Source organism: Flavobacterium sp. AG291 (assembly GCF_003350375.1).
In the GTDB taxonomy this organism is placed as follows: domain Bacteria; phylum Bacteroidota; class Bacteroidia; order Flavobacteriales; family Flavobacteriaceae; genus Flavobacterium; species Flavobacterium suzhouense.
This window is the reverse complement of sequence record NZ_QQAR01000021.1, coordinates 15,572-40,816: the sequence shown is the minus strand read 5'-3', so window position 1 is coordinate 40,816 and position 25,245 is coordinate 15,572. Positions and strand designations below refer to the sequence as shown.

Genomic DNA, 25,245 nt, shown 5'->3' with positions numbered 1-25,245 from the left:
TAGCACAGAACGCTATTTATAATTTTACACCAAATAAAAACAATCAGAAAATGAAACAAATTTACGTTTTAGCTGCTGCACTAGCGCTAACTGCAGTAACTGCAAATGCACAGGACAATCTTATTATAAATGGTGATTTCGAAAACTGGACAGGTACAAATCCTGAAAATTTTGATCCAGCAGGAACTACTGTTCTTTATAACGACCTTATCACTAAAGAAACAACAACATCTCAGAGCGGTAACGCTGTTAAACAGCAATCTAAAGCTCAGGGAACTACACAATACCTTGAATACAGTGATCTTATACCTGTTGTACCTGGACACAGCTATACTATCAGCTACTGGTATTTAGATAACGATACTCAGGCAAGAACAAGACTATGGTCAAGCTGGCTTGATGCTTCTAACACAGCACTTGCAACAGCTTTACAATCAAACATTCAGCTATCTGACTATTCTGTAGACGGTACTAACTGGGTAAATCAAACTGTAACTGTAACTGCACCGGAAGGAGCTGCTAAAATAAGATACCAGATAAGAGCATACCATCAGGATGGTGCAAGCGGAGGTTTTATCTATTATGACAACCTATCGTTTGTAGACAATACAATTGCTGGTGTAAACGATAATAACATTGCAGGTCTTCTAATGTTCCCTAACCCGGTTTCTGACAGTGTATTAAACATCATTTCATCTGCTAATACTGAAAAAACTGTAGCTATATATGATATGCTTGGCAAACAGGTTCTTGCTACAACAGTAAACAACGGAACTGTAGATGTATCTAACCTTACTACAGGTGTTTATGTTGTAAACATTACTGAAGAAGGCAAGACTGCTACAAAAAAATTAATTAAAAAATAATTAGGCTTATATTTTTTAAGAGCATCCCGTCCTGGGGTGCTCTTTTTTATTTGTACCTGTTGCAACTATGAAAAAAAGTTTACTCCCGCTATGCTTATTAGGGTTATTCGGCCTTTGCAAAGTAACCGCGCAACAGCATTTACAGGTTAATGACTCCTATGATGCAGAACAACTTGTAAATGCCTTAATTGATAATTCCTGTGCACAGGTTTCCAATATTAACATACAGGGATCTCCCGGAAGTAAAAGTTATGGCCATTTTACCAATGGCTCAAATACTTTCCCCTTTACAAACGGAATTGTTTTAAGCACCGGATTTGCTACATCTGCAACAGGACCTAACAATTCTCTCCTTAGCGAAGGCTCTACAGACTGGTTAGGCGATAACGATCTTGAAATCGCCCTTGGTGTAAGTAATATCATAAATGCTACTGTACTTGAATTTGATTTTATACCCTATACCGACAAAATAAGTTTTGATTATATCTTTTCGTCAGAGCAATACCTTACCAGCATTACCTCTCAAAATCAATGTAACTACACTGACGGCTTTGCCTTTTTAATAAAAGAAGCCTCAGGCAATACACCTTATACAAACCTTGCTGTTGTTCCCGGCACAAACATACCTGTAAAGGTAAATACCGTAAGAGGCCTGGGAGTATGTCCTTCAGCTAATGAGCAGTATTTCGACAGCTTTAATGATTTTGAACATCCAACAAATTTTAATGGGCAGACTGTAATCCTACAGGCCAAAACCGATGTTACACCCGGCACGACTTATCATATAAAACTCGTTGTTGCCGATCAGGGAAACAACCTTTATGACTCAGCTATCTTTTTAGGAGGTGGCAGCTTTAAAAATGTTACCGATTTGGGAGCTGATCGATTATTTGAAACTAACAATCCTTTATGCTCAGGAGAATCTCTTCAGCTAAATGCCTTCACACCTAATGCAACAGGTTATAAGTGGTATAAAGATGATATTCTACAACCCATCACCTCTTCAACATACAATGTTACTTCGGGTGGTAATTATAGTGTAGTTGTTGAATTTGGACTAGGCTGTACCTCTACAGGAAAAATCAGAATAGAAGAAAGTAACCCTCCAGTAGTTTCAGCATATACATTAATTCAATGTGACGACAATAATGATGGAATAACAACATACAATCTCGACCTTGCTTATAATATGGTCACAAACAATGATACATCACTTTTTGTATATTATTTCCTAAACATGAATGATGCTCAAACAAGCAGTAACCCTATTACAAACACAGCATCATTTCACAACAGTACGCCAAATCAAATCATCTACGCACTGGTAATGACACCTTACAGCTGTTTCAGCATAAGCCCAATAACCCTGGCAACCTCCAATAATACACTGATTACTCCCTCGCCTGTAGACAGCTGTGACGACTATGGCACCGATGACGGGATCACTATATTTGATTTAACCCAACGCGAATCACAAATACTACAGAACCTTCCATCAAGCTTAAGCCTTCAGTATTTTATATCGGCTAATGACGCTTTATTAGCTATTAACCCAATTGCAGATCCACAGAATTTTATAAATACAACTCCTGGTCACCAAACAATTTATGCACGCATATACAGTAGTGGAGATTGTTACGGAATTGTACCAATAGAACTTTTAGTATACTCATTTGGTAGCGACCTTAATGATGAAGAAATTACACTTTGTGAAAACAAAACTCTTATTCTTGATGCCGGAAACAGTTATACCTCCTATGAATGGAGTACAAATCCACCACAGTACTCTCAAAGAATTTCAATAAACGAACCAGGAAACTATTCTGTAACTGTAACAAACAACCATGGATGTGCCGGGACAAAAAATTTTATTATTACCCCCTCGGGCAAAGCCACAGGTGCCAATGTAATAATTGATGATTTTAAAGGCGAGAATAACAATATAACTATAGAACCTGTTGGAAACGGTAATTATGAATTCTCTCTGGATGACAAAAATTATCAGGACATTAACACTTTCAACCATCTCCCCTCAGGAAAGTATAAAGTTTACATAAGGGATAAGAATGGCTGTGGAACATTAGAACTGGATTTTTTCATTCTTGATTATCCACGTTTCTTTACACCAAACAATGATACTATTAATGATGTCTGGACAATACGTTACCTAAACTTTATACCGGAAGCCGAAGTATATATTTTTGACCGATACGGAAAAGTTATTACAGGTTTCAAAGGATCCGGTAGTTGGGACGGGACTTTGAATGGAAAACCATTACCTGCAACAGATTACTGGTTTGTAATTACCATTAACAGCAGAAACATTAAAGGACACTTTTCCTTAATACGATAAAAATACCCCAAAATAGTGTTTAACTTTTTGGGGGCAGTTCAAAATGAGGCTTTTTTTATTTTTGCTTTATCAGATAAACATAAACCGGTAAGTGATCACTATAACCTATATCACCATTCCAGTTCCTGTTAGGATATCCTTTATATTGACCTGAAGACTGCAACAGATAAGGTTTTTTAAACACACCGCCTTTCCAATACCTGTAAGTCGTGTAATCTTTTCTGATCAATGGCTCAGTAAGTATGATTTGATCAAAAAGATCCCAGGCATCCCTGTAGGCAAGTGTACCTACACCATCTTTAGACATTTGCTCCATTGGGTTAAACATACCGTGTGCCTTTACATCTTCTTTTTTTCCTTTAGCTCCTAATACCTTTTTTATACTTTTATTATACGGTCCATCATTAAGGTCACCCATTGTAATAAGTTTCAAATCCGGATTGATCTTATATAAAGAATCTATTGTCTTTACATTCAGGGCAGCTGCAGCTTCACGCAAATGACTACTGGCTGCTTCTCCACCCCTTCTCGAAGGCCAGTGATTAACAATGAAACTTACCTCTTCACCATCTAACAAACCAGTTACCAATAACTGATCCCTGGTATATATCCTGTCTGATTCGTTATCAGTCTCAGAATTGTCTTCTGAGTCCACCTTATCCAGACTAGCAACTGCTGCCTTTTTACTATCAGGTTTGGCAAAATCATCATAAATATATAACGGTATATTTATAAAGCTGGTTGGTTTAAAGTGTTTCTTCTGATACAAAAGGGCTGTATCAATCCCTCGTCTGTCCGGCGAATCAAATTGTACAATACCATAATCTTTAGAAGCAAGTTGCGGATCTTTAACCAAAGCCTCCAAAACTCTTCTGTTTTCAATTTCTGCCAAGCCAATAACCGTTGGAGAATTAGGATTCTCATCAGTACCTATTAATGAAATAACCTTAGCAAGGTTATTAACCTTTTTTCTAAAATTCTTAGCGGTGTATACCCACTCCTCATCATTTGTTTTTGGATCGTTAATAGTGTCGTAAAAGTTCTCGACATTATAAAAAGCGATTGTGTGAACTTTGAATTGTTTTTCCTGTGCCTTTAGCCCGAATAATGTAGAAATAACGAAAGCTAAGGTTAAATAATTTTTAATCATTTTGACGAATATTATGTAAATATCAAGTTTAGTTTAAACCCTGCGACAAAAGTAAATAGGATAATCAAAACATCTAATTTTGTGCCCGTTAAGAAATTTTTAACTTAATGATTGGAGATTAACTTTACTTAAATTTATGAAAAAAACGCTACTCGGCCTTTTGCTTTTTCTGCAGGTCATAACGTGTTGGGCACAACAGGTTTCGCAGGTAAAAGGTACCGTAATCGATTCTAAATCGAAAAAACCATTGCAGGATATTGCTGCAACCCTTCAAAGCACAAATCTAACCGTTACGACAAATGCAGAAGGGGTATTTATCTTTGAAAATATAGCCGAAGGAAAACAGGCAATTGTAGTTCAGAGTGCCGGCTATGCACCAAAAACATTCAATTTGGAAATTAAGTCCGGACAACAGTCAGATCTTGGAATTATTTCTCTTGAATTAGACATAACTTCAGAACAGGAATTAAGCCTTATCACCATTACAGAAAATGACCTGGGTGATGATAACAGTGGGTCTGAAAACACCGCAGGATTACTACAGGCATCACGAGATACATATCAGCAGGCTGCTGCCTTTAACTGGGGTTTAGCCCGTTTCAGGATAAGAGGTCTTGACAATGAATATGGCGTTACTATGATTAATGGAGTAGTAATGAATAAAATATATGACGGAAGACCTCAATGGAGTAACTGGGGAGGCCTTAATGATGCTACCAGAAACCAGGAGTTCACTATGGGTTCGGCACCGTCTGATTATACTTTTGGTGGACTTTTAGGTACTCAGGAAATCAATACAAGAGCATCTATATACCGCCCGGGCACGCGTATTTCATTCTCGGGGACTAATACAAATTACAGTTGGAGAGGTATGGGTACTTATGCATCCGGACTTAACAAAGATGGAATTGCATTTGTAATTTCAGGTTCGCGAAGATGGTCTACAGAAGGTTATTTTGAAGGTACGGATTATAGTGCCAATTCATTCTTTGCCAGTGTAGAAAAACGTTTTGGCGATAGTCACAGCCTTAACTTTACAAGTATTTATGCTGAAAACAGCAGAGGGAAAAACTCTCCTAACACACAAGAAGTTACCAGCCTGGTTGGCGAAAAATACAACTCTTACTGGGGATGGCAAAATGGCAAAAAAAGGAACTCAAGAGACAAAGATGTTGATGAACCTATTTTAATGTTAAGCCATTTCTGGAAAATAAGCGAAAAAAGTACACTAAATACAAATGTTGCTTACCAGTTCGGAAAAATTGGCAACAGTCGTATTGACTATCAGGATGCAGATAATCCTGATCCTACTTATTACAGGAATTTACCGAGTTATTATACTTCTCAATATACAGATTCTAACAATCCTGAGGATTATTATCCCGGAGGTGTTGGTGGAAAATATATTGGTAATGATGAAGACATAGTAAGGATAGCTGATAAGACAAGAGAAGATTTTAAAGCTAATTCTCAAATTGACTGGGATGGAATGTATACAGCTAATACAACTGCAATAACTGATGCTAACGGAAACATCATAGGACGAGCACCATCTAAAAGTAAATATGTATTGTATGAAGACAGAACAGATGATAAACTATTTACGGCTAACAGTATTTTTCACTCACAGCTTACCGATCACTTAAGTCTTGATGGTGGAGTGACTTATAAAAACCTGAAATCTCATAACTTCCAGAATCTTCTTGATCTTCTTGGTGGAACGCATTATGATGATATAGACTCTTTTTATAGTGGCAATCAGGCACAATCTGATTTGAATAATCCAAACAGACAAGTAGGTGTTGGTGATACTTTTGGTTATAACTATAACCTTCTGGCAAATACCATTGACGCTTTTGCTCAGGGAAGATTTACATATAGCAAAGCAGATTTTTATGTTGCTGCAAACTACATCCGCTCAGATTATCAAAGAGACGGTTTGTACAAAAATGGTATATATGCGAACAACTCTTTTGGAAAAAGTGAAAAAGTAAACTTTGACAATTTAGGTTTTAAAGCCGGTGCTAACTATAAAATAACAGGAAGACATATGCTTACCCTTAATGGTATTTATATGACCAAAGCTCCTACCCTTAGAAACACGTTCCCTAATGCAAGACTAAATAACAGTATTGTTGACGGTTTAGATAGTGAAACCATTTATGGTGGTGATCTTAGCTACATTATTAGAGCCCCTAAATTAAAAGCAAGATTAACAGGTTTTTACTCAGAGATTCAAAACGCTACAGAAACATCATTTTTCTTTGCAGAAGGTATTGTTGAAGCAGATGATTCGGCAGATTCAAATGCCTTTATCGCCGAAACAGTTACAGATATAAATAAAAGGCAAATGGGTATTGAAATGGGTATAGAATACCAGTTCACTCCTACTATTAAGGCTATGGCTTCGGCTTCATACGGTCAGTATACTTACTCGAATAACCCTACAGTAAGCATCAACAACGATGGTATTGCTGCAGAGCTTATTGAAACAAATCCAGGAGATGTAAATACTTCAGTAACTAACTTTGGTCAAGCATACCTTAAAGATTATAAACTACCGGGTATGCCACAACAAGCCTACTCTTTAGGAATTGAGTACAGAGATCCTAAATTCTGGTGGATTGGTGCTAATGGAAACTATCTGGCAAGTAGCTACATAGATGTATCTGCCTTATTAAGAACAGATCACTTTTTGATAAACCCTGAAACAGGCTATCAATTCGGTGAAATTACAGATGCCCGCACAAGACAGTTATTAAAACAGGAAAAATTTGATGGCTTCTTTTTAGTTAATCTTACAGGTGGTAAGTCATGGAAAATAGGCAATAACACTTTTGGATTCTTCGCCAGCATTAACAACCTTTTTGATGTTTCATACAAAACAGGTGGTTTCGAACAGGCTCGAAATGCTAATTACAGACAATTAAATCAGGACGTTTCAAGCGGAACTCCTTCTTTTGGTCCGAGGTACTTTTATGGATACGGCAGGACATATTTTGTTAACCTTTATATAAATCTTTAAAAAAAACATACTATGAAAACAGTTTTTAATAAATCAGTGATTGCATTGATACTAGCATCAGGCTTACTACTGACAAGCTGTATAAATGAAGACGATTACGACACTCCTAATCTTAATTGTCCTGAAAATTACCTTACAACAACATTAGAGCCTCAACAGGTACCTGCACCGGCAGTAGCTGCAAAATATACAAAAGAAGATGTTATAGCTGCTTATGTAGTATCAACAGATGTTGAAGGCAATTTCTTTAAATCAGTTTCACTACAAACCGCTGATGGATCTTTTGGTTTTAGCGTTCCGGCGGATGTAACATCTATCTTCAAAAGAATGGAACCGGGACGTATGGTGTATGTAAAATTAAATGATGATTTTATTTATACTGACAAAAAATTTGGTTCTCTACGAATTGGTGCCCTATATCAGGGAGAAGTAGGAAGGTTGGCACCTGCTGATTTCAGAGAAGTCATTGTACCTTCTTGCACTATTATTCCTGAAGACCAGTTAGTACAAAAGTTAACAATTCAGGAAGCTTTAAAAGATGTAAGGGTTAATACACTTATAGAACTTCAAAATGTAGAGTTCGTTAAAGAATCTGTATACAAAACGTACTATGATGACACTAACGAAATTGGTGGTGCTACTAACCACTACCTTGAAGATGCAACAGGAAGAAGGGTTATTTTCAGAACAAGTGAGTTTACGGCTTATGCTTCACACACTGTTCCAAAAGAATCAGGAACTGTTAGAGGGGTAATGACAAAATATAATGAAGATTACCAGTTTATCGCGCGTACTGAGGCTGATATAAAACTTACTGAAGCAAGGTTTGGTGAAGCTCCGCCCGAACCGGGACAAAGTCAGTCTGCACAGGTAGGATCTGCACTTACCTATACAGGAAACGTAACTGAAAACTTTGAAAGCTATGCTCTTAATGCTTCTTCATTCCCAAAATATATCACAGACTATACCGTGGGTAACAGATACTGGCAGGTTAAACAATACCCGAATAATACCGGTAATAAATATATCGAGATGACATCATTTTCAGGTTCAAGTACTCCGGGTGTAGATTCTAAAACGTATTTCTTTGTACCTGTTGACTTTACAGCAGCAAATACATTTAGCTTTAGTAAAGAGATACGTTATATGACAGGAGAAGCTTTAAAAGTATATTATATTAAAGATGCAGATTATCAGGCAGGTTTTGATATTGACGAAACTAAACTTGTAGATATCACCAGTAGCTTCACTAATTTAATTTACCCTGCAAGCGGACAATCTCAAAATTCATTTACAACAGCAGGATCTTACAGCATCCCTGCAACACTTACCGGAAATGGTTATTTTGTTTTTGAATATACCGGATCTTCTAATGTTACAACCACAATTCAGATTGATGATATAGCTATAAACTAATCCATTTAGTTAGAATTAAAAAATCCATTTTACTTAATTGTAAAATGGATTTTTTAATTAGGGTTTTAAAAGAGCTTAATCTCATAAAAAAAAAGAGGCTGTTTTAGGCAGCCTCTTTTGCTTTAAAATAGTATTTACTCCTCTTCACCGCTATTCATTGCTTTCATAAGCAACGAATAAGCATTCTTAATAACCAGCTCTGAATTTGTAGACACTTTTTCAGAACTTATTTGCTTCATACCATTTTGAACAATACCAACTGTTACCGGTATCATTTCATAGCTGTTTTCTTTTTTATGTTCAAAAACATAATTTTTGCCTTGCCACTCCGTTACGGCTCCTTCAGGTACAGTCAGCGATTTTTTATTGGATATGCTAACGTCTGCATTAACAAACTGCCCGGGAAGCAATGCGCTGTCATACCTGTCCAGTTTACAAATAATCTCTGCTGCCCTGTCACCATTAAGGCTTTGGTTGATGTACATAACTTTAGCAGATAACTTATCGCTGATTCGATCGTTTAGATACACCTCAACCTTTTGACCTGTTTTAAGATAAGGTATATCTTTTTCAAAAGCATTGAATGTTAACACAATATCCTGTACATTTATAAGTTCAAAAAGCATTTCAGTAGCTGCAATATACTTCCCTACGTTTACATTTACTTTAGACACCAAACCGTTAACCGGTGAAACGATAGATAAGGATTTAGAAATTGTTGAAGCGGTAAGCCTTGACGGATTTACCCCCAGCAACGTCAATTTTTGACTTAATGATGCCATGGTAATCCTATGCGTCTCTTTTTCGGCTGTAACCTGTTCAAAAAGCTTATCACTGCTGGCTTTCTTTGCATTAAGTTCTTTTTGTCTGTTATATTCCATTTCCGAGAGTCTGAACTGCTCTTTTGCAGTAAGATAATCCTGTTGCAGCTGAATGTACTGCATATCTTCAATAACTGCCAAAACCTGTCCTTTTTGAACCTGCATACCGGGCATCAGGTTTGTTTTCCTTATGTATCCGCCAAGTGGAAAAGTAACATGTACAATACTTTGGGGGGGCACGGTAACGCTACCCTGTAACTGAATGGTACCACTCAGTTCCTTCTCCTGAGGTTTTCCTGTTTCTATACCCGCATTTTTTGCCTGTTCAGTTGTGAGTTCAACCACGTTAGAAGCAGCAGTCGCCGGTAGTTTTTCAGTACTGGTTTCAGTTTCTTTTTTTCCACATGAAAACAATGCGGTACAAGCTAATATTGATACTATATAGCGTTTCATGATATTACAAATTGTTTAAGGTTTGCAGTGCGATAACTGCCTTGTTATAATTATTTACAGTATCCAGATATTCATTTTTAATGGTAATGGCCTGATTTACCACCAGTACCCATTGCAGATAATCGATATCACCATTAGTAAACTGGCTATTTGCAGCATCAATAATAGTTTGTGCATTAGCCAGGCCGTCAGTTTCATAGTAATGCAGACTCTCTCTGAATTTTATAACCTCTTTTTGAGCGTTGACCAATTGGGTAGTCAATTCTGTTTTTACAGCTTCGTTTTGCGATTCCATATTTTGCCACTCGGCTTTAGCCGCTTTGTTTTTTGCCAACTGGCTACCAAAGAACAGTGGTATGCTAAGTCCGGCTGTAACATAACTAAATCGGTCTCCGGGTCCATAGTAACTGTCATTACCAGTCTTGTCAGTCTGATAACCTGTGATGCTCAGATTATTATAACCAAGAGTAATATCCGGAAGCATACGTGCACGTTCAGACTTCCATCTCCATTTAGCAGCTTCGGCTTCCGACCGGGATAATTTAGACAACGGAAGATTACCGGTATCTGCCATTTCCAACGGAACTGCGAACTGAATTTTTATACTGTCTGTTTGTGGTGTATAAACAAGGCTGTCCTGAAGAACAGTATTAAATGATCTTGAAGCGATTTCAATATCCTGCCTGATCATATTGAGCTGGTTTGTATAAAACTGCCTTGCCGATTGTGACGCACTTTTTTCCAATACATTGGTCTCCCCTACTTTAAACCTTAATTGGGACTTTTCCTCCATAAGGCGGTAAACGCTGTCGGCATAGTGCAATAATTCCTTTTTGCTTTCAAGCCACACCAATTCATAAAACAAGGTTCTTACATTAGCTTTCACTTCTTGCAAAGTAAGCTGTGATTGTGCCTGAGCTGCATTATAATTTTCGGTAAGTGCTTTCTTTTGCCTTGAATACACTGTGGGAAAATTAAAACTCTGACTTATACCAAAACGTGTATCATTCATACGGCTGTTAAACTGTCCATAATCACCATCTATAACTGTTTTAGGGATATCATAGCCTGATTTAGACCTGTACTCCTGAGAGCGTTCGTTATGCTTTGCCGCCTGTAAACGTTTATTATTTTTTGTGGCAATTTCTTCAGCCTTTATTAAAGGCACTTTAACAGGTTCCTGGGCCTTAACGCCAAAGACTGTAAAAAGCGTGATAAGCAAAACCGTAGCTTTATTTAGCGTTTTATTTTTCATCTTCTTGCTGAATATTTTAGTATGGTAGGTCATAAGATAAATGGCAGGCAGTACAAAAAGAGTAAGCAGGGTTGCAGTAACAAGACCTCCTATAACTACCGTTGCCAACGGTCGCTGTACCTCTGCTCCTGCACCATTGCTTAATGCCATTGGCAGGAAACCTAATGATGCAACGGCTGCAGTCATCAGTACCGGGCGAAGCCTGTTTTTCGTACCGTTAAGTATTATATCTGAAGGATTGGTAATTTCTCCCTGTTTCTGGATACGGTTGAATTCCGATATCAAAACAATTCCGTTAAGTACTGCGACACCAAATAATGCTATAAAACCAACTCCTGCCGAAATACTGAAAGGCATATCCCTAAGGGTAAGGGCAAAAACACCACCAATAGCCGAAAGTGGAATTGCAGTAAAAATGATGATACCTTCTTTAAACGACCTGAAGGCAAAATACAACAGTGCAAAAATCATTAGTAAAGCTGCCGGAACCGCTACCCCCAATCTGCTTTTTGCCTGTTGCAGGTTTTCAAATGCTCCTCCATAGGTTACATAATACCCGGGATCGAATTTGATTTCAGCATTTACTTTTTTTTGAAGCTCATCTACAATGCTCTGAACATCACGTCCTCTAACATTAAATCCTATTATTATTCTTCGTTTCGCATCTTCACGCTGAATCTGGTTTGGCCCTTCTATCTCATTTACTGAAGCAACCTGATACAATGGTATTTGCGCACCGGATGGCGTTGCAACCAATAAATTGCGTACATCATTGATATCTTTCCTTCCGCTGTTCCCTATACGAACTACAAGATCAAACCGTTTTTCACCTTCATAAATATTACCGGCTACTGCACCTGCAAAAGCTGTATTTACAGTACGATTTATGTCCTCTACATACAAACCGTACTTAGCCATTTCTGCCCAATTATAGTCTATAACAATTTGAGGCATACCGGTTACTTTTTCTACATATAGGTCTGCAGTTCCTTTTACAGTTCTGCTTATAGCCCCTAACTGCTCTGAGTATTTTGCAAGCTTGTCTAAATCTTCTCCGTATATTTTACAAACCACATCCTGTTTAGCTCCGGTCATCAGCTCATTAAAGCGCATCTGAACCGGATACTGAAAACCGGTTGAAACTCCCGGAGCAACATTTTGTATGGTTTCACCCATTTTTTCTGCCAGCTCAGGAAATGACGAGGCGCTTGTCCACTCTGATTTGTCTTTAAGCACAATAATCACATCCCCGCCTTCAATCGGCATTGGATCGGTAGGAATTTCGGCACTTCCTATCCTTGACACAACCTGTTTTACTTCAGGATATTTCTTTTTAAGTTCGGCAGAAATCTTTACAATAGTTTCAGTCGTAGTGGTAAGGTTTGTTCCTAAAAGCAAACGGGTTTCTACAGCAAAATCTCCTTCTTCAAGTTGGGGAATAAATTCGCCTCCCATCCTGCTAAAAAGAAACAGTGCCAAAGCAAACAATACAACTGCAGTAGCAACTACTGCCTTACGAATCTTTAAGGCTTTAACCAGCCAGCCTTCATACCAGCCCTCCAGCTTTGCCATAACCCTGTCGGACAAGTTAGGTTTGTGACTGATTTTTTTACTGATAAAAAGGGCACTAACCATAGGCACATAGGTTAACGACAGTATAAAAGCTCCTAAAATGGCAAATGCAACCGTTTGAGCCATAGGTTTAAACATTTTACCTTCTATGCCTTGTAGCGATAATATAGGCAGATAAACAATAAGGATGATTATTTGTCCAAAAACAGCAGCATTCATCATTCGCGCAGCCGATCCGGTAACTTCTTTATCCATATCTTCCTGAGATATGCTATTTACTGATTTATATTTCTTTGCTGAATGAAGGTGATGTAAAATAGCTTCAACTATAATTACGGCTCCATCTACAATAAGTCCGAAATCAAGTGCTCCAAGGCTCATCAGGTTACCACTCACTCCAAAAGTGTTCATCATGATAATGGCAAAAAGCATAGACAACGGTATTACCGATGCTACTATAAATCCTGCTCTTAAGTTACCCAGGAAAAGCACCAGTACCAGTACTACTATCAAGGCTCCTTCAACAAGATTCTTTTCTACAGTGCCAATGGCATTATCAACCATTTTGGTACGGTCAAGAAAAGGTTCAATCTTTAAGCCCTCCGGAAGTATCTTTTCAACCTCAGCTACTTTTTTCTTAACGCTAACGATTACATTGTTGGCATTTTCTCCTTTAAGCATCATCACGATACCACCTACGGCTTCACCGGTTTCATTGGTAAGCGCACCATAACGAATTGCCGAAGACAGTTTTACCTCAGCAATATTTTTTATAAGCACCGGTGTACCTGCCATAGTAGATTTCACAACTATATTCTCTACATCTTGCATGCTTTTGGCAAGACCAACACTTCGAATGTAAGATACTGTAGGCCCTTTTTCTATATAGGCGCCACCAGTATTTTGATTGCTTCGGCTAAGTGCTGTAAATACATCGCTTATGGTTAAGTTTTGTGCTTTTAATTTAGCCGGATTAACAGCTACTTCATATTGCTTTAACTTTCCTCCAAAAGTAGACACATCGGCTATACCGGGAGTTCCCAGCAATTGCCTTCTGACTGTCCAGTCCTGTATGGTTCGTAAATCTTCTAAAGAGAATTTGTTTTCATAGCCCGGCTGTGGTTTTAGCACATACTGGTATATTTCGCCAAGACCTGTAGTTACAGGTCCCATTTCAGGCGTGTTAGCATTCTCATCAATCTCAACTTTCTGAAGTCTTTCTGCTACCTGCTGACGAGCCCAGTATACATCAGTATCATCTTCAAAAACTATGGTCACTACTGATAGCCCAAAACGCGAAATACTCCGGCTTTCTTTAAGTTGAGGAATGTTACTTATCGCCTGTTCTATTGGAAAAGTTATCAGGCGCTCTACATCTTCAGCACCTAATGAAGGCGCAGTAGTTATAATCTGTACCTGATTGTTAGTGATGTCAGGTACGGCATCAATAGGTAAACGGCTTACTTCATACACCCCGTAGACAATCCACAGCAATGTGAAGACACCAATTGCCAGTTTATTCTTAACTGAAAATTGAATTATTTTATTAAGCATAATATCGTATTGGAAATAAATAATATACATACGCACCGACACTAAAGTGCCTGAGCATTATTTTAAAATCCGGAAAAAGATATTAGGCAATAGGAGGCCTGAACAAAGCTCCTAAATGAGGATTGTGAAGAAAATTATTTTTGTAATGATTGTCTACCGGAGAATCCATTGGTGTAATTCTGACCGAAGAGGAATAAAAACGATTTGGTAAAAACACAAAATGTGTTACATCATGATGATCGAGTTTTTTATAAGGCAGCTGCATATCACGATCTTCATCATTATCTTTTGTGTTCCTGCTTCCATAATGTTGAGCAAGGAATTCACCAAAACCAATATCTGCGTTTCGTTGCTGATGTTCCATAAAATGCTGCACCAGCACAGGAACCTTTAATAGCTCTTCAAAAAAAGAGGTATTAAGGTTAACCAGGAAAATCAGTATGTAAACACAAAGCTTTTTCACGATGGCAAAGGTATAACAGCCTGCATAAACTCACAATTGTTTTACTGTTAATTATAGGTTAGTAATAATGCGCAATTTGCTCTCTAAATCTGGAAACAATTAGGAATCTCAAAATTTTAAAACAGTTTTGATTTCATGCAGCAATTATGTTTGACGTCATTCAATTAAACGTTACCTGATATTTATCATTTTTTTACGATGCTCTCTATGATACTTTTGATATTGAAAAATCAAATTATATGGAAACATCAATAGTACAAAAATATAATGTTCCCGGTCCAAGGTATACCAGTTATCCTACTGTACCTTATTGGGATAATGGAAACTTTTCGGAACAGATTTGGAAAGAAAGCGCTATACGTTCCTTTAAAGAAAGTAACACCAAAGAAGGTATAAGCTTATACATTCACCTGCCATTTTGTGAAAGCATGTGTACCTTTTGCGGCTGCAACAAACGAATTACAAAAAGACACGAAACTGAGATACCTTACATAAACGCGATTCTTAAAGAATGGGCAATGTACAGAAGCCTGTTTAAAACAAGACCGCTCATTAAAGAATTACATCTTGGCGGAGGAACTCCAACTTTTTTTAGCCCCGAAAATCTAAAAAAGCTAATAAACGGCATATTTGAGCTTGCAATAGCTGCTCCCGGATATGAATTTAGTTTTGAGGGACACCCCAACAATACTACAAGAGAACATTTACAGGTACTCTATAATCTTGGATTCAGGCGTGTGAGTTTTGGTGTGCAGGATTATGATGAAACCGTGCAAAAAGCTATTAACAGAATACAACCTTACAGCAATGTAGCCAATGTTACCTTAATGGCGAGGGAAATTGGCTATACATCCATTAGTCATGATCTGGTGTTTGGACTTCCGTTCCAGAGTATTGAAACTATGGTAGATACCATTGAAAAAACCAAAGCGCTGGAACCTGATCGTATCGCCTTTTACAGTTATGCACACACTCCATGGATGAAAGGTAATGGACAACGTGGTTATGACGAAAATAACCTTCCAAAGGATGAAGTAAAAAGAAGGTTGTATGAAATTGGAAAAATGATTCTGAATAAAGAGGGATACCATGAGTTAGGAATGGATCATTTTGCATTAAAAAGCGACAGCCTTTACCAATCATACCAACAAGGTAGCATGCACCGCAATTTTATGGGATATAGTTCTTCAAAAACACAACTAATGATTGGATTGGGGGTTTCTGCAATAAGTGACAGTTGGTATGGGTTTGCACAAAACGAAAAAAATCTTGAAGATTACTATATGAGAATTGAAGATAATGAGCTTCCGGTATACAGAGGCCATTTTCTCACTGCAGAAGATCTCATTATACGCAAACACATACTTAACCTGATGTGCAATTTTGAGACATCCTGGTGCAATGAAAATGAATTTTTGCCTGACTTACTGGAAATTGTACTGAGTCTGGAAGAAATGAAAAATGACGAGCTTATTGAGTTCAGTAAAGACCACATTAAGGTTACTGAAAAAGGAAAACCTTATGTAAGGAACATTTGTATGGCATTTGACCTAAGAATGCGGAGAAAATTACCCAATACCCAATTATTCTCCATGGTGATATAAAAAAATCCTCCTTTAAAAGGAGGATTTTTTTTATTTACAAACAGAACCCTGTTGAACAAAAAGACTAAAATCGGATGGTGATATGTAAGGAATACCTAATCCGAGACCACGAACAATAAATAACATTCCCATAAATACCATAGCATAAGGAACCAGCTTATTTAATGTGTTTCGCTGTTTAGGAGTAAACATACCACCTGCAAAAACAACAATACTCATTAACGGTATGGTTCCTGCTCCGTATAAGATCATGTAAAGTACACCATAACTAAGATCCTGCATTGCTACAGCTCCAAACAATGCTGCATATACAAGTCCGCAGGGTAATAATCCATTGAGCAGGCCAATCATAAAAAAAGTTTTGTTATCTCTTTGCTTCAGCCTGCTGCCAAGGCCGGTTTTAATTTTCGATATAATTCGGTAAACCGGTTTTGAAAAATTATACTGCGCAAACTTATTTTCCGGTATCATCACTATGATAATAATCACAATACCTGCTATGATAGATAACTGCTGCTGAATTCCGGCAAGGCTTAAAACCTTTCCGGCAATCCCGAAAAAGGCACCGAGCATTCCATAAGAGAACAGCCTGCCTGTATGATACAATAAAAGCTGTAATACTCTCTTGGCCTCATTAGTCCTGTCAAGCGGCAGCATCATGGCAATAGGGCCACACATACCTATACAATGGAGGCTGGATAATAAACCTAATATAAGTGCTGAAAAAAGCATCTGTATTAATTTAGTAAATGACAGGCATATATATAAAATATCTGCCTGTCATTATCTTTAATTTGAAATCTATTCCAGGTTAAGCATCTGTTTATTCAGATAGCTTTTACCGTGATATTGCCAATCGGTAATAATGTCCCAGCGGCCGCCTGCCAAATCACTTTTAGGTATGAGCAGATGATTAGACGTGGATAATGCTATCTGGAGTTCATTATCCAACTTTTGGTCAGACGGCCTGTATAGGGACACTTTTCCTTTTATATCGTTTGGAGTAAAATCTTCAGGAAAGGTTATCAATATACCTTCCTCAGTATCTTCAATTTTTACTTTTTGATCAAGTTGTGCTGCATTGGCTTCTTTATTCAACACATCCTGTAATATTCTTTCCTGTTTGTAGTAATCTTCCACAACCAGTTCATTGTCATATTTTGAATCGCTTTGCACTCTGAATACAAAAAAGAGTATAAAGCTCATAAACAGTGCAAATGCTATAACTATTCCCGTTCCCCAATTTATTTTCATAATCTTAGTTTTTAATTAAAAGTACGCGGACCTAAAAAATTTGTAGCTTCAGTATCGAGTAATTTATCACCTGAATACACTTCGAGAATTACCCTTGTTTTATCTCCTTCAAGAAAAGCCGGATTAATCTCTATAAACAGTGTTCCCTGCACCATTTGCTCCCTGGCTATAGAAAAACTTGTTTTTCCTACCGTTCTCACACTACCTTTAGGCGACCTGATCCTGAAACTTACATTTTTAAAATCTTTAGCAGTTTTATTTACAATCTTATAAGTATATACATTGCTGATGTTTTCTCCTTTATGCTCATAGAGCTGTCCCGGCAACCTCAACACGGTAGCCTCTACCTCATTCCTAAGGAAAAGCATCCCAATAAAAATCCCAATAAGAATCGCCAATACTGCAGTATAACCTTTCATTCGTGTAGTGAAAACAAATTTCTCTTTCTTTGTTATTTCATCTTCACTTGCATATCGTATAAGCCCCTGCGGAAAACCCACCTTGTCCATTACGGTATTGCATTCATCTATACAGGCTGTACAGTTAATACATTCCAGCTGCGTACCATTCCTAATATCAATTCCTGTAGGGCAAACATTCACGCAAAGCTTACAATCTATACAATCTCCCTTGCCAACTACATCACGGTTTTCATTCTTAACAACTTTACCACGGCCGTTCTCTCCTTCTCCTCTTTTATGGTCATAGGCAACTATAATAGATTTATTATCCAGCAGTACTCCCTGTAACCTTCCATAAGGACAGGCAATGATGCAAACCTGCTCCCTGAACCATATATAAATAAAATAAAATACAGCCGTAAAAATGAGCAGTGCTACCAGCGTACCAATATTATCTTGTGGTCCTTCCGTAACCATTTGCACCAGCTTTTCACTTCCGGTCAGATAGGCAAGGAAGACATTGGCAATCATGAAAGAAATGATAAAAAACACGAACCACTTTAAGGCTTTCTTTCTTATTTTTTCACCATTCCATTCCTGTTTATCCAGTTTCATCTGCGCATTCCTGTCGCCTTCAATCCAGTATTCAATACGCCTGAAAACCATTTCCATAAAAATAGTTTGTGGGCATATCCATCCGCAAAAAATACGGCCAAACACCACTGTAAACAGAGCTACGAAGATTACACCTATAATCATCGAGATAACAAACAGATGGAAATCCTGTGGCCAGAAAGGAAATCCAAAAATGTTGAATCTCCTTTCGATTACATTAAATAATAAGAACTGATTTCCTTTGATTTTTACAAACGGTGCCAGGAAAAGGAAGGCTAATAAAAAGTAGCTTACCCACTTCCTGTACTCATATAATTTTCCTGAAGGCTTTTTTGGGTAAATCCAAACCCTTTTACCCTCGTCATTAACCGTGCCCAGTCTGTCGCGGAAATCGTCATTCTGTGCTATACTCATAATTTGCTCTTGTTATTTAGCAGGTGTTTCTGCCTTTTCTTCCCATAAATCCCCATCAGGTGCTTTTGGATCTTTAGGATTTGACCCCTGAAGCGATAGCACATAACTTGCAACCAGTTGTATCTCGGATGGTTTTAGCGTGCCTTTCCAGGCCACCATACCTTTACCATCACGACCACCTTCAGTTATCGTATGAAATACATTTTTAATTCCTCCTCCAAGTATCCAGTATTTATCAGTAAGATTAGGTCCAATCGCTCCACCACCATCAGGCCTGTGACAAGCTACACAGTTTGTCTCAAAGATTTTTTTACCCGTAGCTATATCACCGGCATCGGTTAGTAACGTTACAGAGTTGGCATCTATAAGGTCTTTTGCTGTTTTCTTATATTCTTCAACTGCCAGCTTAGCTTCGGCCATTTCTGTTTTAAACTCTGCTGCCTGATCTTCACCATCAAAAATATGGTAACGTACAAGATATACTACTCCAAAAAAGATGGTAACGTAAAAAAGGTTAACCCACCACGGAGGAAGAACATTATCAAGCTCCTGAATACCATCGTAGTCATGATGCAACAGGATTGAGCTTTCCTCTTCAATTGGTTTGGATTTTACAAACCATCCTTTTATTTTTTTGTAAAGAGCCGTATCTGTGAAAGCAATAGTCTCTTCTTGTGCCTTTTTGGCTTTCTCCTCCTCAGTCAACAGATTGTAATTTAGTCTCTCGAAAGCAGCATAAACAATTTCAAGCGTTATCTGAAAAAAGAGAAATGTTGCAAGAAATATAGATACTTCAGGATATTTTAGAAAAGCAGGTCTGTCACCACTGTCTATAAAAAACTCCAAAGCCATGAATACAAGTGCAAAAATCAGCGGAAGCCTTACATAAACCGGAAAAAACTTTTTCATATCGTTCTTAGTTTATAGTGTTATTTTGATCATCCCCATCAAAAGGAATATTACTCAATTCGGTTATCTTCTCTTTTTTATATGTAAATACCCAGGTATAAAGCACTATAAAGAAAAGAAAGAAGATAAGCAGTGATATGATTGGAAAGATTTCTACTCCCGAGATACTTTCCAGATTATGTTTTACAAACTTTAGCATGGCTTCTTATTTTTGAGTAGTATCAGCAGTTGTTTTAATTTTTATATCGGTTCCCAAGCGTTGCAGGTAAGCAATTAAAGCTATAATTTCCCTGTCTTTCATTTCGGTAAATTGTTCACCTCTGGCTACCGCAGCTTTTTTGCTTTCTTCGTAGCTTTTCACAAAATCAGGATCTGTATGAAGGCTTTTTTCAATTTTAGCAGCCTGTTCTTTTACTAATTGTGGTGCATTGGCAATTTCATCTTTTGTATAAGGAACCCCTAGTTTTACCATTACCTCCATTTTCTTTTGAGTTTCGCTGTAATCCATAGGCTTATTATCAAACAGCCATTTATATGATGGCATTATTGAACCTGCTGATGTACTTTGCGGATCCCACATGTGGTTAAAGTGCCAGTTATCACTATACTTACCACCTATCCTCATCAGGTCGGGACCTGTACGCTTAGAACCCCATAAGAACGGGTGATCATATACATATTCCCCTGATTTTGAATATTCACCATAACGCTCTACTTCAGATCTGAAAGGACGTATCATTTGTGAGTGACAGCTAACACATCCTTCACGGATATATAGGTCACGCCCTTCAAGTTCCAGTGGTGTGTATGGTTTTACGGTACTAATTGTTGGTATGTTAGATTTTACCATTATGGTAGGCACAATCTGTATAATACCTCCTATCAGAATAGCAACCGTAGCAAGTAATGCAAGCTGAATAGGTCTTCTTTCTAACCAAGGGTGGAATTTCTCACCCTTCATTCTTTTTGCTGTAATTCTTTCCAGAGCAGGTGCCTCTGCAGCTTCATCTTCAATCTTTTGCCCTTGTCTGATAGTCTGAATGATATTATACACCAATACCAGCATACCTATTACGAACAGAGTACCACCTATAGCCCTCATCCAGTACATCGGCATAATCTCTTTCACTGTCTCAAGGAAGTTACCGTATTTAAGTGTTCCATCAGGGTTAAACTGTTTCCACATAGAAGCCTGAGTGAAACCGGCAACATATAGTGGTAGTGCATATAATATAATACCCAGTGTACCTATCCAGAAATGAAAGTTGGCAAGCTTAACAGAGTATAATTTGGTTTTGGTCATTCTTGGTACCAACCAGTAGATAAGGGCAAAGGTTAAGAATCCGTTCCATGCAAGGGCACCAACGTGTACGTGAGCTACGATCCAGTCAGTAAAGTGAGCAATTGCATTTACATTTTTAAGCGATAGCATAGGCCCTTCAAACGTTGCCATACCATAACCTGTAATTGCCACAACAAAGAATTTAAGAACAGGCTCTGTACGTACTTTATCCCAGGCACCTCTAAGAGTAAGCAATCCGTTAATCATACCACCCCATGATGGTGCGATAAGCATGATTGAAAACACAACACCTAAATTTTGAGCCCAATCCGGCAAAGCTGAATATAACAAGTGGTGCGGACCTGCCCATATGTAGATGAAAATAAGTGACCAAAAGTGAATAATTGATAATCTGTATGAATATACCGGTCTGTTCGCTGCTTTTGGCAAAAAGTAATACATAAGCCCAAGGAAAGGAGTGGTAAGGAAAAATGCCACAGCATTATGACCATACCACCATTGTACCAATGCATCCTGTACACCGGCATATACCGAGTAACTTTTCATTGCTCCTACAGGAAGTGCAAGGCTGTTAAAGATATGCAGTACTGCAACTGTAATAAATGTAGCCAGGTAAAACCAGATCGCTACATACAAATGTCGTTCCCTTCTTCTCAGGATAGTACCGATCATATTAATACCAAACACTACCCATACGACTGCAATAGCAATATCTATAGGCCATTCCAGCTCAGCATATTCCTTTGAAGAAGTGTAACCTAAAGGAAGCGAAATAGCTGCTGCTACAATAATGAGCTGCCAGCCCCAAAAGTTAATGTTACTTAAGAGGTCACTATACATTCTGGTTTTAAGCAGCCTTTGTAAAGAATAATAAATACCGGCAAAGGTAGCATTACCCACAAAGGCAAAAATCACCGCGTTGGTATGCAAAGGTCTTAATCGTCCGTAGCTAAGCCACGAGATACCTTCGGTAAGATTGGGAAACATATACATTGAGGCAATCAAAAGGCCTACAAGCATCCCTACAACGCCAAATACAATACAGGCATAGAGGAACTTTTTGACTATCTTATTGTCATAATAAAATTGTTGCACTTCCATAGTTAATTTGAGTTATCGTTTTTGCTTTGGTTTTTTGTTAGTTCATCATCAAAAAGCATCCGTACGGATGGTGTGTAATCGTCGTCATATTGTCCACTCTTTACAGCTTTTACAAAGGCTATAAAAAAGGAAATGGCAACCACGATACTAATGGAGATTAATAAATAGATTACGCTCATACCTCTAAAATTTATGTTAACAAAGCTATTGTAGCCCGGTTTCTAAAAACATGATATTTGTCATAAACAGCCACTATTACTAGCATTTTTTAGTGTCTTTTTGCATAATAATTACTCATTATGGTTACAAAACTTATAATGGTTATTGTACTTAATGGCATAATGATGGCTGCTGTTAATGGAAGTAGTTTTCCTGTCACTGCAAATGACAGACCCACAACATTATAGAGCAAGGATAATGTAAAGCTCATCTTAATAGTTTTAATCGTGTTTTTAGACAACTTCATGAAATAACTGATCTTAGTAAATTGCGAAGCATCAAGTATACCGTCGCATGCGGGCGAAAACACATTTACATTTTCAGATATTGCTACCCCTACATTACTTTGAGCCAATGCACCTGCATCATTTAGCCCATCTCCTATCATCATTACATTGTGTCCCTGCTTTTGGAGATTCTCTATAAACTGAAGTTTTTGCTCCGGCTTCTGATTAAAAATAAGCTGGGTATTGACAGGCAACAGATTAGACAAGGCTTCTCTTTCTCCTTCATTGTCTCCTGACAGAACCTTGAGACTGTATTTGCCTTTCAACTGGTGAAACAAAGCAGAAAGTCCGTTTCGGTAACTATTGGTAAATACATATCGGCCTATACAATTCCTGTTTATTGATATGTATACCAGCGTTTGTGAAGAAACTTCTGTATCATCCCCTACAAATGCAGCCGAGCCTATCCTGATAAAAAATCCATTTATAACACCCTCTATGCCCTGTCCGGTTATCTCCCTGAAATCCTCTACAGGCAATAAGTTCGTTTGTGGTAAGTAATCATACAATCGTCGGCTCAAAGGATGATTTGAAGCCCTTAGCAAGGACTTAATAAAAGCCGACTGCTTATGATCGGGTTCTTCACCTTCAAAATAAATTTCTGATTTTTTATTTGTGGTTATAGTACCGGTTTTGTCAAAAACTATAGTGTCTATTTTTGCCATCTGTTCTATTACAGTAGCATTTTTAAGATAAAGTTTTCGGTTACCCATTATTCGGAGTACGTTACCTAATGTAAAAGGCGCACTAAGTGCCAATGCACATGGACAAGCTACTATAAGCACAGCGGTAAACACGTTAAATGCTGTGGTAACATCTATAAAGACCCACACTGAGAACGATACTATAGCAATAAGTAATAGAATTGGCGTAAAATAACGGCTTATGGTATCGGTTAGTGTTTTATAATTCTTTGCATCTTTTTTGGTAAAAACATCGTTACTCCATAATTGGGTAAGATAGCTTTGGGAAACTGAACTAAGCACTTCCATCTCTATAACCTCTTTCATCTGCCTGCCCCCTGCAAAAAGCTTATCGCCCGATTGTTTTTCTATAAGCGCTTCTTCTCCGGTAACAAAACTGTAATCAATTGCTGTATTTTTACTGATAAGAATTCCATCTACAGGAATCAGCTCCTGATTACGGATCAAAAGCCTGTCACCCTGCACTATATCATAAACAGGTACCGATACTTCCGCTCCTCCAGGTAAAATCTTTGTTACTGCGATTGGGAAATATGATTTAAAGTCACGCTCAAAGGATAGGAAATTATAGGTTTTTTGCTGGAATAATTTCCCTAACAACATAAAAAATACCAATCCTGTAAGAGAGTCAAAAAATCCCTGACCTAAATCAAAAACGATGTCAACGGTACTGCGAATGAACATTACCACAAGGCCAAGGGCAATTGGCACATCAATGTTAAGCATTCGCGAACGCAGGCTTTTCCACGCTGAAATGTAATAGCCACTCGCAGCATAAAAGAAAGAAGGTAGTGATAATGCAAAAATCAGCCATCTGAAAAAACCTCTGTAATTATCAAGCCAGTACTCCTCTACCTCAAAATATTCCGGGAAGGAAAGCAACATGACATTACCAAAGCAAAAGAAGGCTACACCCAATTTATAAATAAGGTCTCGGTCTACCTTTTTTTTAGTTGCCTCATAATTTTCCAGGCTTATATAAGGCTCATAACCAATTTTGCATAACAGCTCAACAATTTGTTTGAGTGAAATATCATCCGGATTATAAACTATGCGAACTTTTTTCTCATGGAAGTTCACTTGAGAGTTACGTATATTAACATTCAGCCTGTTAAGGTTTTCCAGTATCCATATACAAGAACTGCAATGTATATGGGGTATGTATAATGATGCTATTGCAGTACCTGCCTCTTCAAATTCAAGCAGTCTTTTTACAATATCACCATTATCAAGAAAGTCATACCTCCCGTTAATATCAAGAGGTGTTGCTCCGGGATTACTTTCAAATGCGTAATAATCCGTTAGCCCGTTAAGGCTGAATATTTCATATACGGTTTTACAACCGTTACAACAAAACGATTTACCATCAAAAATGATCTCATCTTTTTTTATAACGTCTAATCCGCAATGAAAACAATGTTTAGTTTCCATATTTTTTGCTCATTTACCTACAGCAAAATTCAGATTCCGTTAAATAAAAAAATATGATATTTATCATCTAATGAA

17 protein-coding genes are annotated in these 25,245 nt (G+C 37.7%); 5 read left to right on the top strand and 12 right to left on the bottom strand.

Features of this window, described 5'->3' with window-relative positions:
• The first annotated feature begins 50 nt into the window (after positions 1 to 50).
• Positions 51 to 866: a T9SS type A sorting domain-containing protein gene (locus DEU42_RS17020; protein ID WP_114759538.1), complete on the top strand. Its 816-nt coding sequence runs from the start codon at positions 51 to 53 to the stop codon at positions 864 to 866.
• A 67-nt stretch (positions 867 to 933) separates the two neighbouring features.
• Positions 934 to 3,219, top strand: coding sequence for a T9SS type B sorting domain-containing protein (locus DEU42_RS17015; RefSeq protein ID WP_114759537.1), 2,286 nt, complete (start codon positions 934 to 936; stop codon positions 3,217 to 3,219).
• A 55-nt stretch (positions 3,220 to 3,274) separates the two neighbouring features.
• Here DEU42_RS17015 and DEU42_RS17010 read toward each other — a convergent pair whose 3' ends face one another.
• Entirely contained in the window at positions 3,275 to 4,369 is a 1,095-nt protein-coding gene (locus tag DEU42_RS17010; protein ID WP_114759536.1) for an endonuclease/exonuclease/phosphatase family protein, read from the bottom strand.
• Between the two features lie 136 nt (positions 4,370 to 4,505).
• On the opposite strand from DEU42_RS17010, the gene DEU42_RS17005 reads away from it, so the two are divergent.
• Both DEU42_RS17005 and DEU42_RS17000 read left to right on the top strand, forming a co-directional pair.
• Positions 4,506 to 7,394, top strand: coding sequence for a carboxypeptidase-like regulatory domain-containing protein (locus DEU42_RS17005; protein ID WP_114759535.1), 2,889 nt, complete (start codon positions 4,506 to 4,508; stop codon positions 7,392 to 7,394).
• A gap of 12 nt (positions 7,395 to 7,406) precedes the next feature.
• Complete coding sequence (locus DEU42_RS17000; RefSeq protein WP_114759534.1) at positions 7,407 to 8,810, top strand: DUF5689 domain-containing protein; 1,404 nt, start codon at positions 7,407 to 7,409, stop codon at positions 8,808 to 8,810.
• Between the two features lie 134 nt (positions 8,811 to 8,944).
• On the opposite strand, the gene DEU42_RS16995 is transcribed toward DEU42_RS17000, so the two are convergent.
• The 3 genes from DEU42_RS16995 to DEU42_RS16985 form a co-directional block, all read right to left on the bottom strand.
• Positions 8,945 to 10,084 (bottom strand): efflux RND transporter periplasmic adaptor subunit, encoded by a 1,140-nt coding sequence (locus DEU42_RS16995; protein WP_114759533.1) that lies wholly within the window; start codon positions 10,082 to 10,084, stop codon positions 8,945 to 8,947.
• 4 nt (positions 10,085 to 10,088) lie between these two features.
• Positions 10,089 to 14,465, bottom strand: coding sequence for a CusA/CzcA family heavy metal efflux RND transporter (locus DEU42_RS16990; protein WP_114759542.1), 4,377 nt, complete (start codon positions 14,463 to 14,465; stop codon positions 10,089 to 10,091).
• A gap of 82 nt (positions 14,466 to 14,547) precedes the next feature.
• Positions 14,548 to 14,928 carry a hypothetical protein gene (locus DEU42_RS16985; RefSeq protein WP_114759532.1) on the bottom strand — a complete coding sequence of 127 codons (381 nt, stop codon included), beginning with the start codon at positions 14,926 to 14,928 and terminating at the stop codon, positions 14,548 to 14,550.
• Positions 14,929 to 15,167: 239 nt separating this feature from the next.
• On the opposite strand from DEU42_RS16985, the gene hemN reads away from it, so the two are divergent.
• Positions 15,168 to 16,532, top strand: a complete 1,365-nt coding sequence (gene hemN, locus DEU42_RS16980; RefSeq protein WP_114759531.1) for an oxygen-independent coproporphyrinogen III oxidase — start codon at positions 15,168 to 15,170, stop codon at positions 16,530 to 16,532.
• 30 nt (positions 16,533 to 16,562) lie between these two features.
• On the opposite strand, the gene DEU42_RS16975 is transcribed toward hemN, so the two are convergent.
• The 8 genes from DEU42_RS16975 to DEU42_RS16940 all read right to left on the bottom strand — a co-directional run bounded on the left by DEU42_RS16975 (position 16,563) and on the right by DEU42_RS16940 (position 25,170).
• Positions 16,563 to 17,264: a sulfite exporter TauE/SafE family protein gene (locus DEU42_RS16975; RefSeq protein WP_114759530.1), complete on the bottom strand. Its 702-nt coding sequence runs from the start codon at positions 17,262 to 17,264 to the stop codon at positions 16,563 to 16,565.
• Between the two features lie 69 nt (positions 17,265 to 17,333).
• Positions 17,334 to 17,786, bottom strand: a complete 453-nt coding sequence (locus DEU42_RS16970; protein ID WP_114759529.1) for a FixH family protein — start codon at positions 17,784 to 17,786, stop codon at positions 17,334 to 17,336.
• 11 nt (positions 17,787 to 17,797) lie between these two features.
• Complete coding sequence (gene ccoG, locus DEU42_RS16965) at positions 17,798 to 19,216, bottom strand: cytochrome c oxidase accessory protein CcoG (RefSeq protein ID WP_114759528.1); 1,419 nt, start codon at positions 19,214 to 19,216, stop codon at positions 17,798 to 17,800.
• A gap of 12 nt (positions 19,217 to 19,228) precedes the next feature.
• Positions 19,229 to 20,125 carry a cbb3-type cytochrome c oxidase N-terminal domain-containing protein gene (locus DEU42_RS16960; protein ID WP_114759527.1) on the bottom strand — a complete coding sequence of 299 codons (897 nt, stop codon included), beginning with the start codon at positions 20,123 to 20,125 and terminating at the stop codon, positions 19,229 to 19,231.
• A gap of 7 nt (positions 20,126 to 20,132) precedes the next feature.
• On the bottom strand, positions 20,133 to 20,324 hold the full coding sequence (locus DEU42_RS16955; RefSeq protein ID WP_114759526.1) for a CcoQ/FixQ family Cbb3-type cytochrome c oxidase assembly chaperone: 192 nt from the start codon (positions 20,322 to 20,324) through the stop codon (positions 20,133 to 20,135).
• 6 nt (positions 20,325 to 20,330) lie between these two features.
• Complete coding sequence (gene ccoN / locus DEU42_RS16950; RefSeq protein ID WP_114759525.1) at positions 20,331 to 22,529, bottom strand: cytochrome-c oxidase, cbb3-type subunit I; 2,199 nt, start codon at positions 22,527 to 22,529, stop codon at positions 20,331 to 20,333.
• A gap of 2 nt (positions 22,530 to 22,531) precedes the next feature.
• Positions 22,532 to 22,708, bottom strand: a complete 177-nt coding sequence (gene ccoS, locus DEU42_RS16945; RefSeq protein WP_114759524.1) for a cbb3-type cytochrome oxidase assembly protein CcoS — start codon at positions 22,706 to 22,708, stop codon at positions 22,532 to 22,534.
• 89 nt (positions 22,709 to 22,797) lie between these two features.
• Positions 22,798 to 25,170 carry a heavy metal translocating P-type ATPase metal-binding domain-containing protein gene (locus DEU42_RS16940; protein WP_114759523.1) on the bottom strand — a complete coding sequence of 791 codons (2,373 nt, stop codon included), beginning with the start codon at positions 25,168 to 25,170 and terminating at the stop codon, positions 22,798 to 22,800.
• Positions 25,171 to 25,245: the final 75 nt, after the last annotated feature.

Excerpts from the sequence above, each read along its gene's own strand:
- DEU42_RS17010 (WP_114759536.1), bottom strand. The coding sequence starts at position 4,369 with ATGATTAAAAATTATTTAACCTTAGCTTTCGTTATTTCTACATTATTC.
- DEU42_RS17015 (WP_114759537.1), top strand. The coding sequence starts at position 934 with ATGAAAAAAAGTTTACTCCCGCTATGCTTATTAGGGTTATTCGGCCTT.
- hemN (WP_114759531.1), top strand. The coding sequence starts at position 15,168 with ATGGAAACATCAATAGTACAAAAATATAATGTTCCCGGTCCAAGGTAT.
- DEU42_RS16940 (WP_114759523.1), bottom strand. The coding sequence starts at position 25,170 with ATGGAAACTAAACATTGTTTTCATTGCGGATTAGACGTTATAAAAAAA.
- ccoS (WP_114759524.1), bottom strand. The coding sequence starts at position 22,708 with ATGAGCGTAATCTATTTATTAATCTCCATTAGTATCGTGGTTGCCATT.
- DEU42_RS16990 (WP_114759542.1), bottom strand. The coding sequence starts at position 14,465 with ATGCTTAATAAAATAATTCAATTTTCAGTTAAGAATAAACTGGCAATT.
- DEU42_RS17000 (WP_114759534.1), top strand. The coding sequence starts at position 7,407 with ATGAAAACAGTTTTTAATAAATCAGTGATTGCATTGATACTAGCATCA.
- ccoN (WP_114759525.1), bottom strand. The coding sequence starts at position 22,529 with ATGGAAGTGCAACAATTTTATTATGACAATAAGATAGTCAAAAAGTTC.
- DEU42_RS16995 (WP_114759533.1), bottom strand. The coding sequence starts at position 10,084 with ATGAAACGCTATATAGTATCAATATTAGCTTGTACCGCATTGTTTTCA.
- DEU42_RS16975 (WP_114759530.1), bottom strand. The coding sequence starts at position 17,264 with ATGCTTTTTTCAGCACTTATATTAGGTTTATTATCCAGCCTCCATTGT.
- DEU42_RS17020 (WP_114759538.1), top strand. The coding sequence starts at position 51 with ATGAAACAAATTTACGTTTTAGCTGCTGCACTAGCGCTAACTGCAGTA.
- DEU42_RS16955 (WP_114759526.1), bottom strand. The coding sequence starts at position 20,324 with ATGCTAAAGTTTGTAAAACATAATCTGGAAAGTATCTCGGGAGTAGAA.
- ccoG (WP_114759528.1), bottom strand. The coding sequence starts at position 19,216 with ATGAGTATAGCACAGAATGACGATTTCCGCGACAGACTGGGCACGGTT.
- DEU42_RS16970 (WP_114759529.1), bottom strand. The coding sequence starts at position 17,786 with ATGAAAATAAATTGGGGAACGGGAATAGTTATAGCATTTGCACTGTTT.
- DEU42_RS17005 (WP_114759535.1), top strand. The coding sequence starts at position 4,506 with ATGAAAAAAACGCTACTCGGCCTTTTGCTTTTTCTGCAGGTCATAACG.
- DEU42_RS16960 (WP_114759527.1), bottom strand. The coding sequence starts at position 20,125 with ATGAAAAAGTTTTTTCCGGTTTATGTAAGGCTTCCGCTGATTTTTGCA.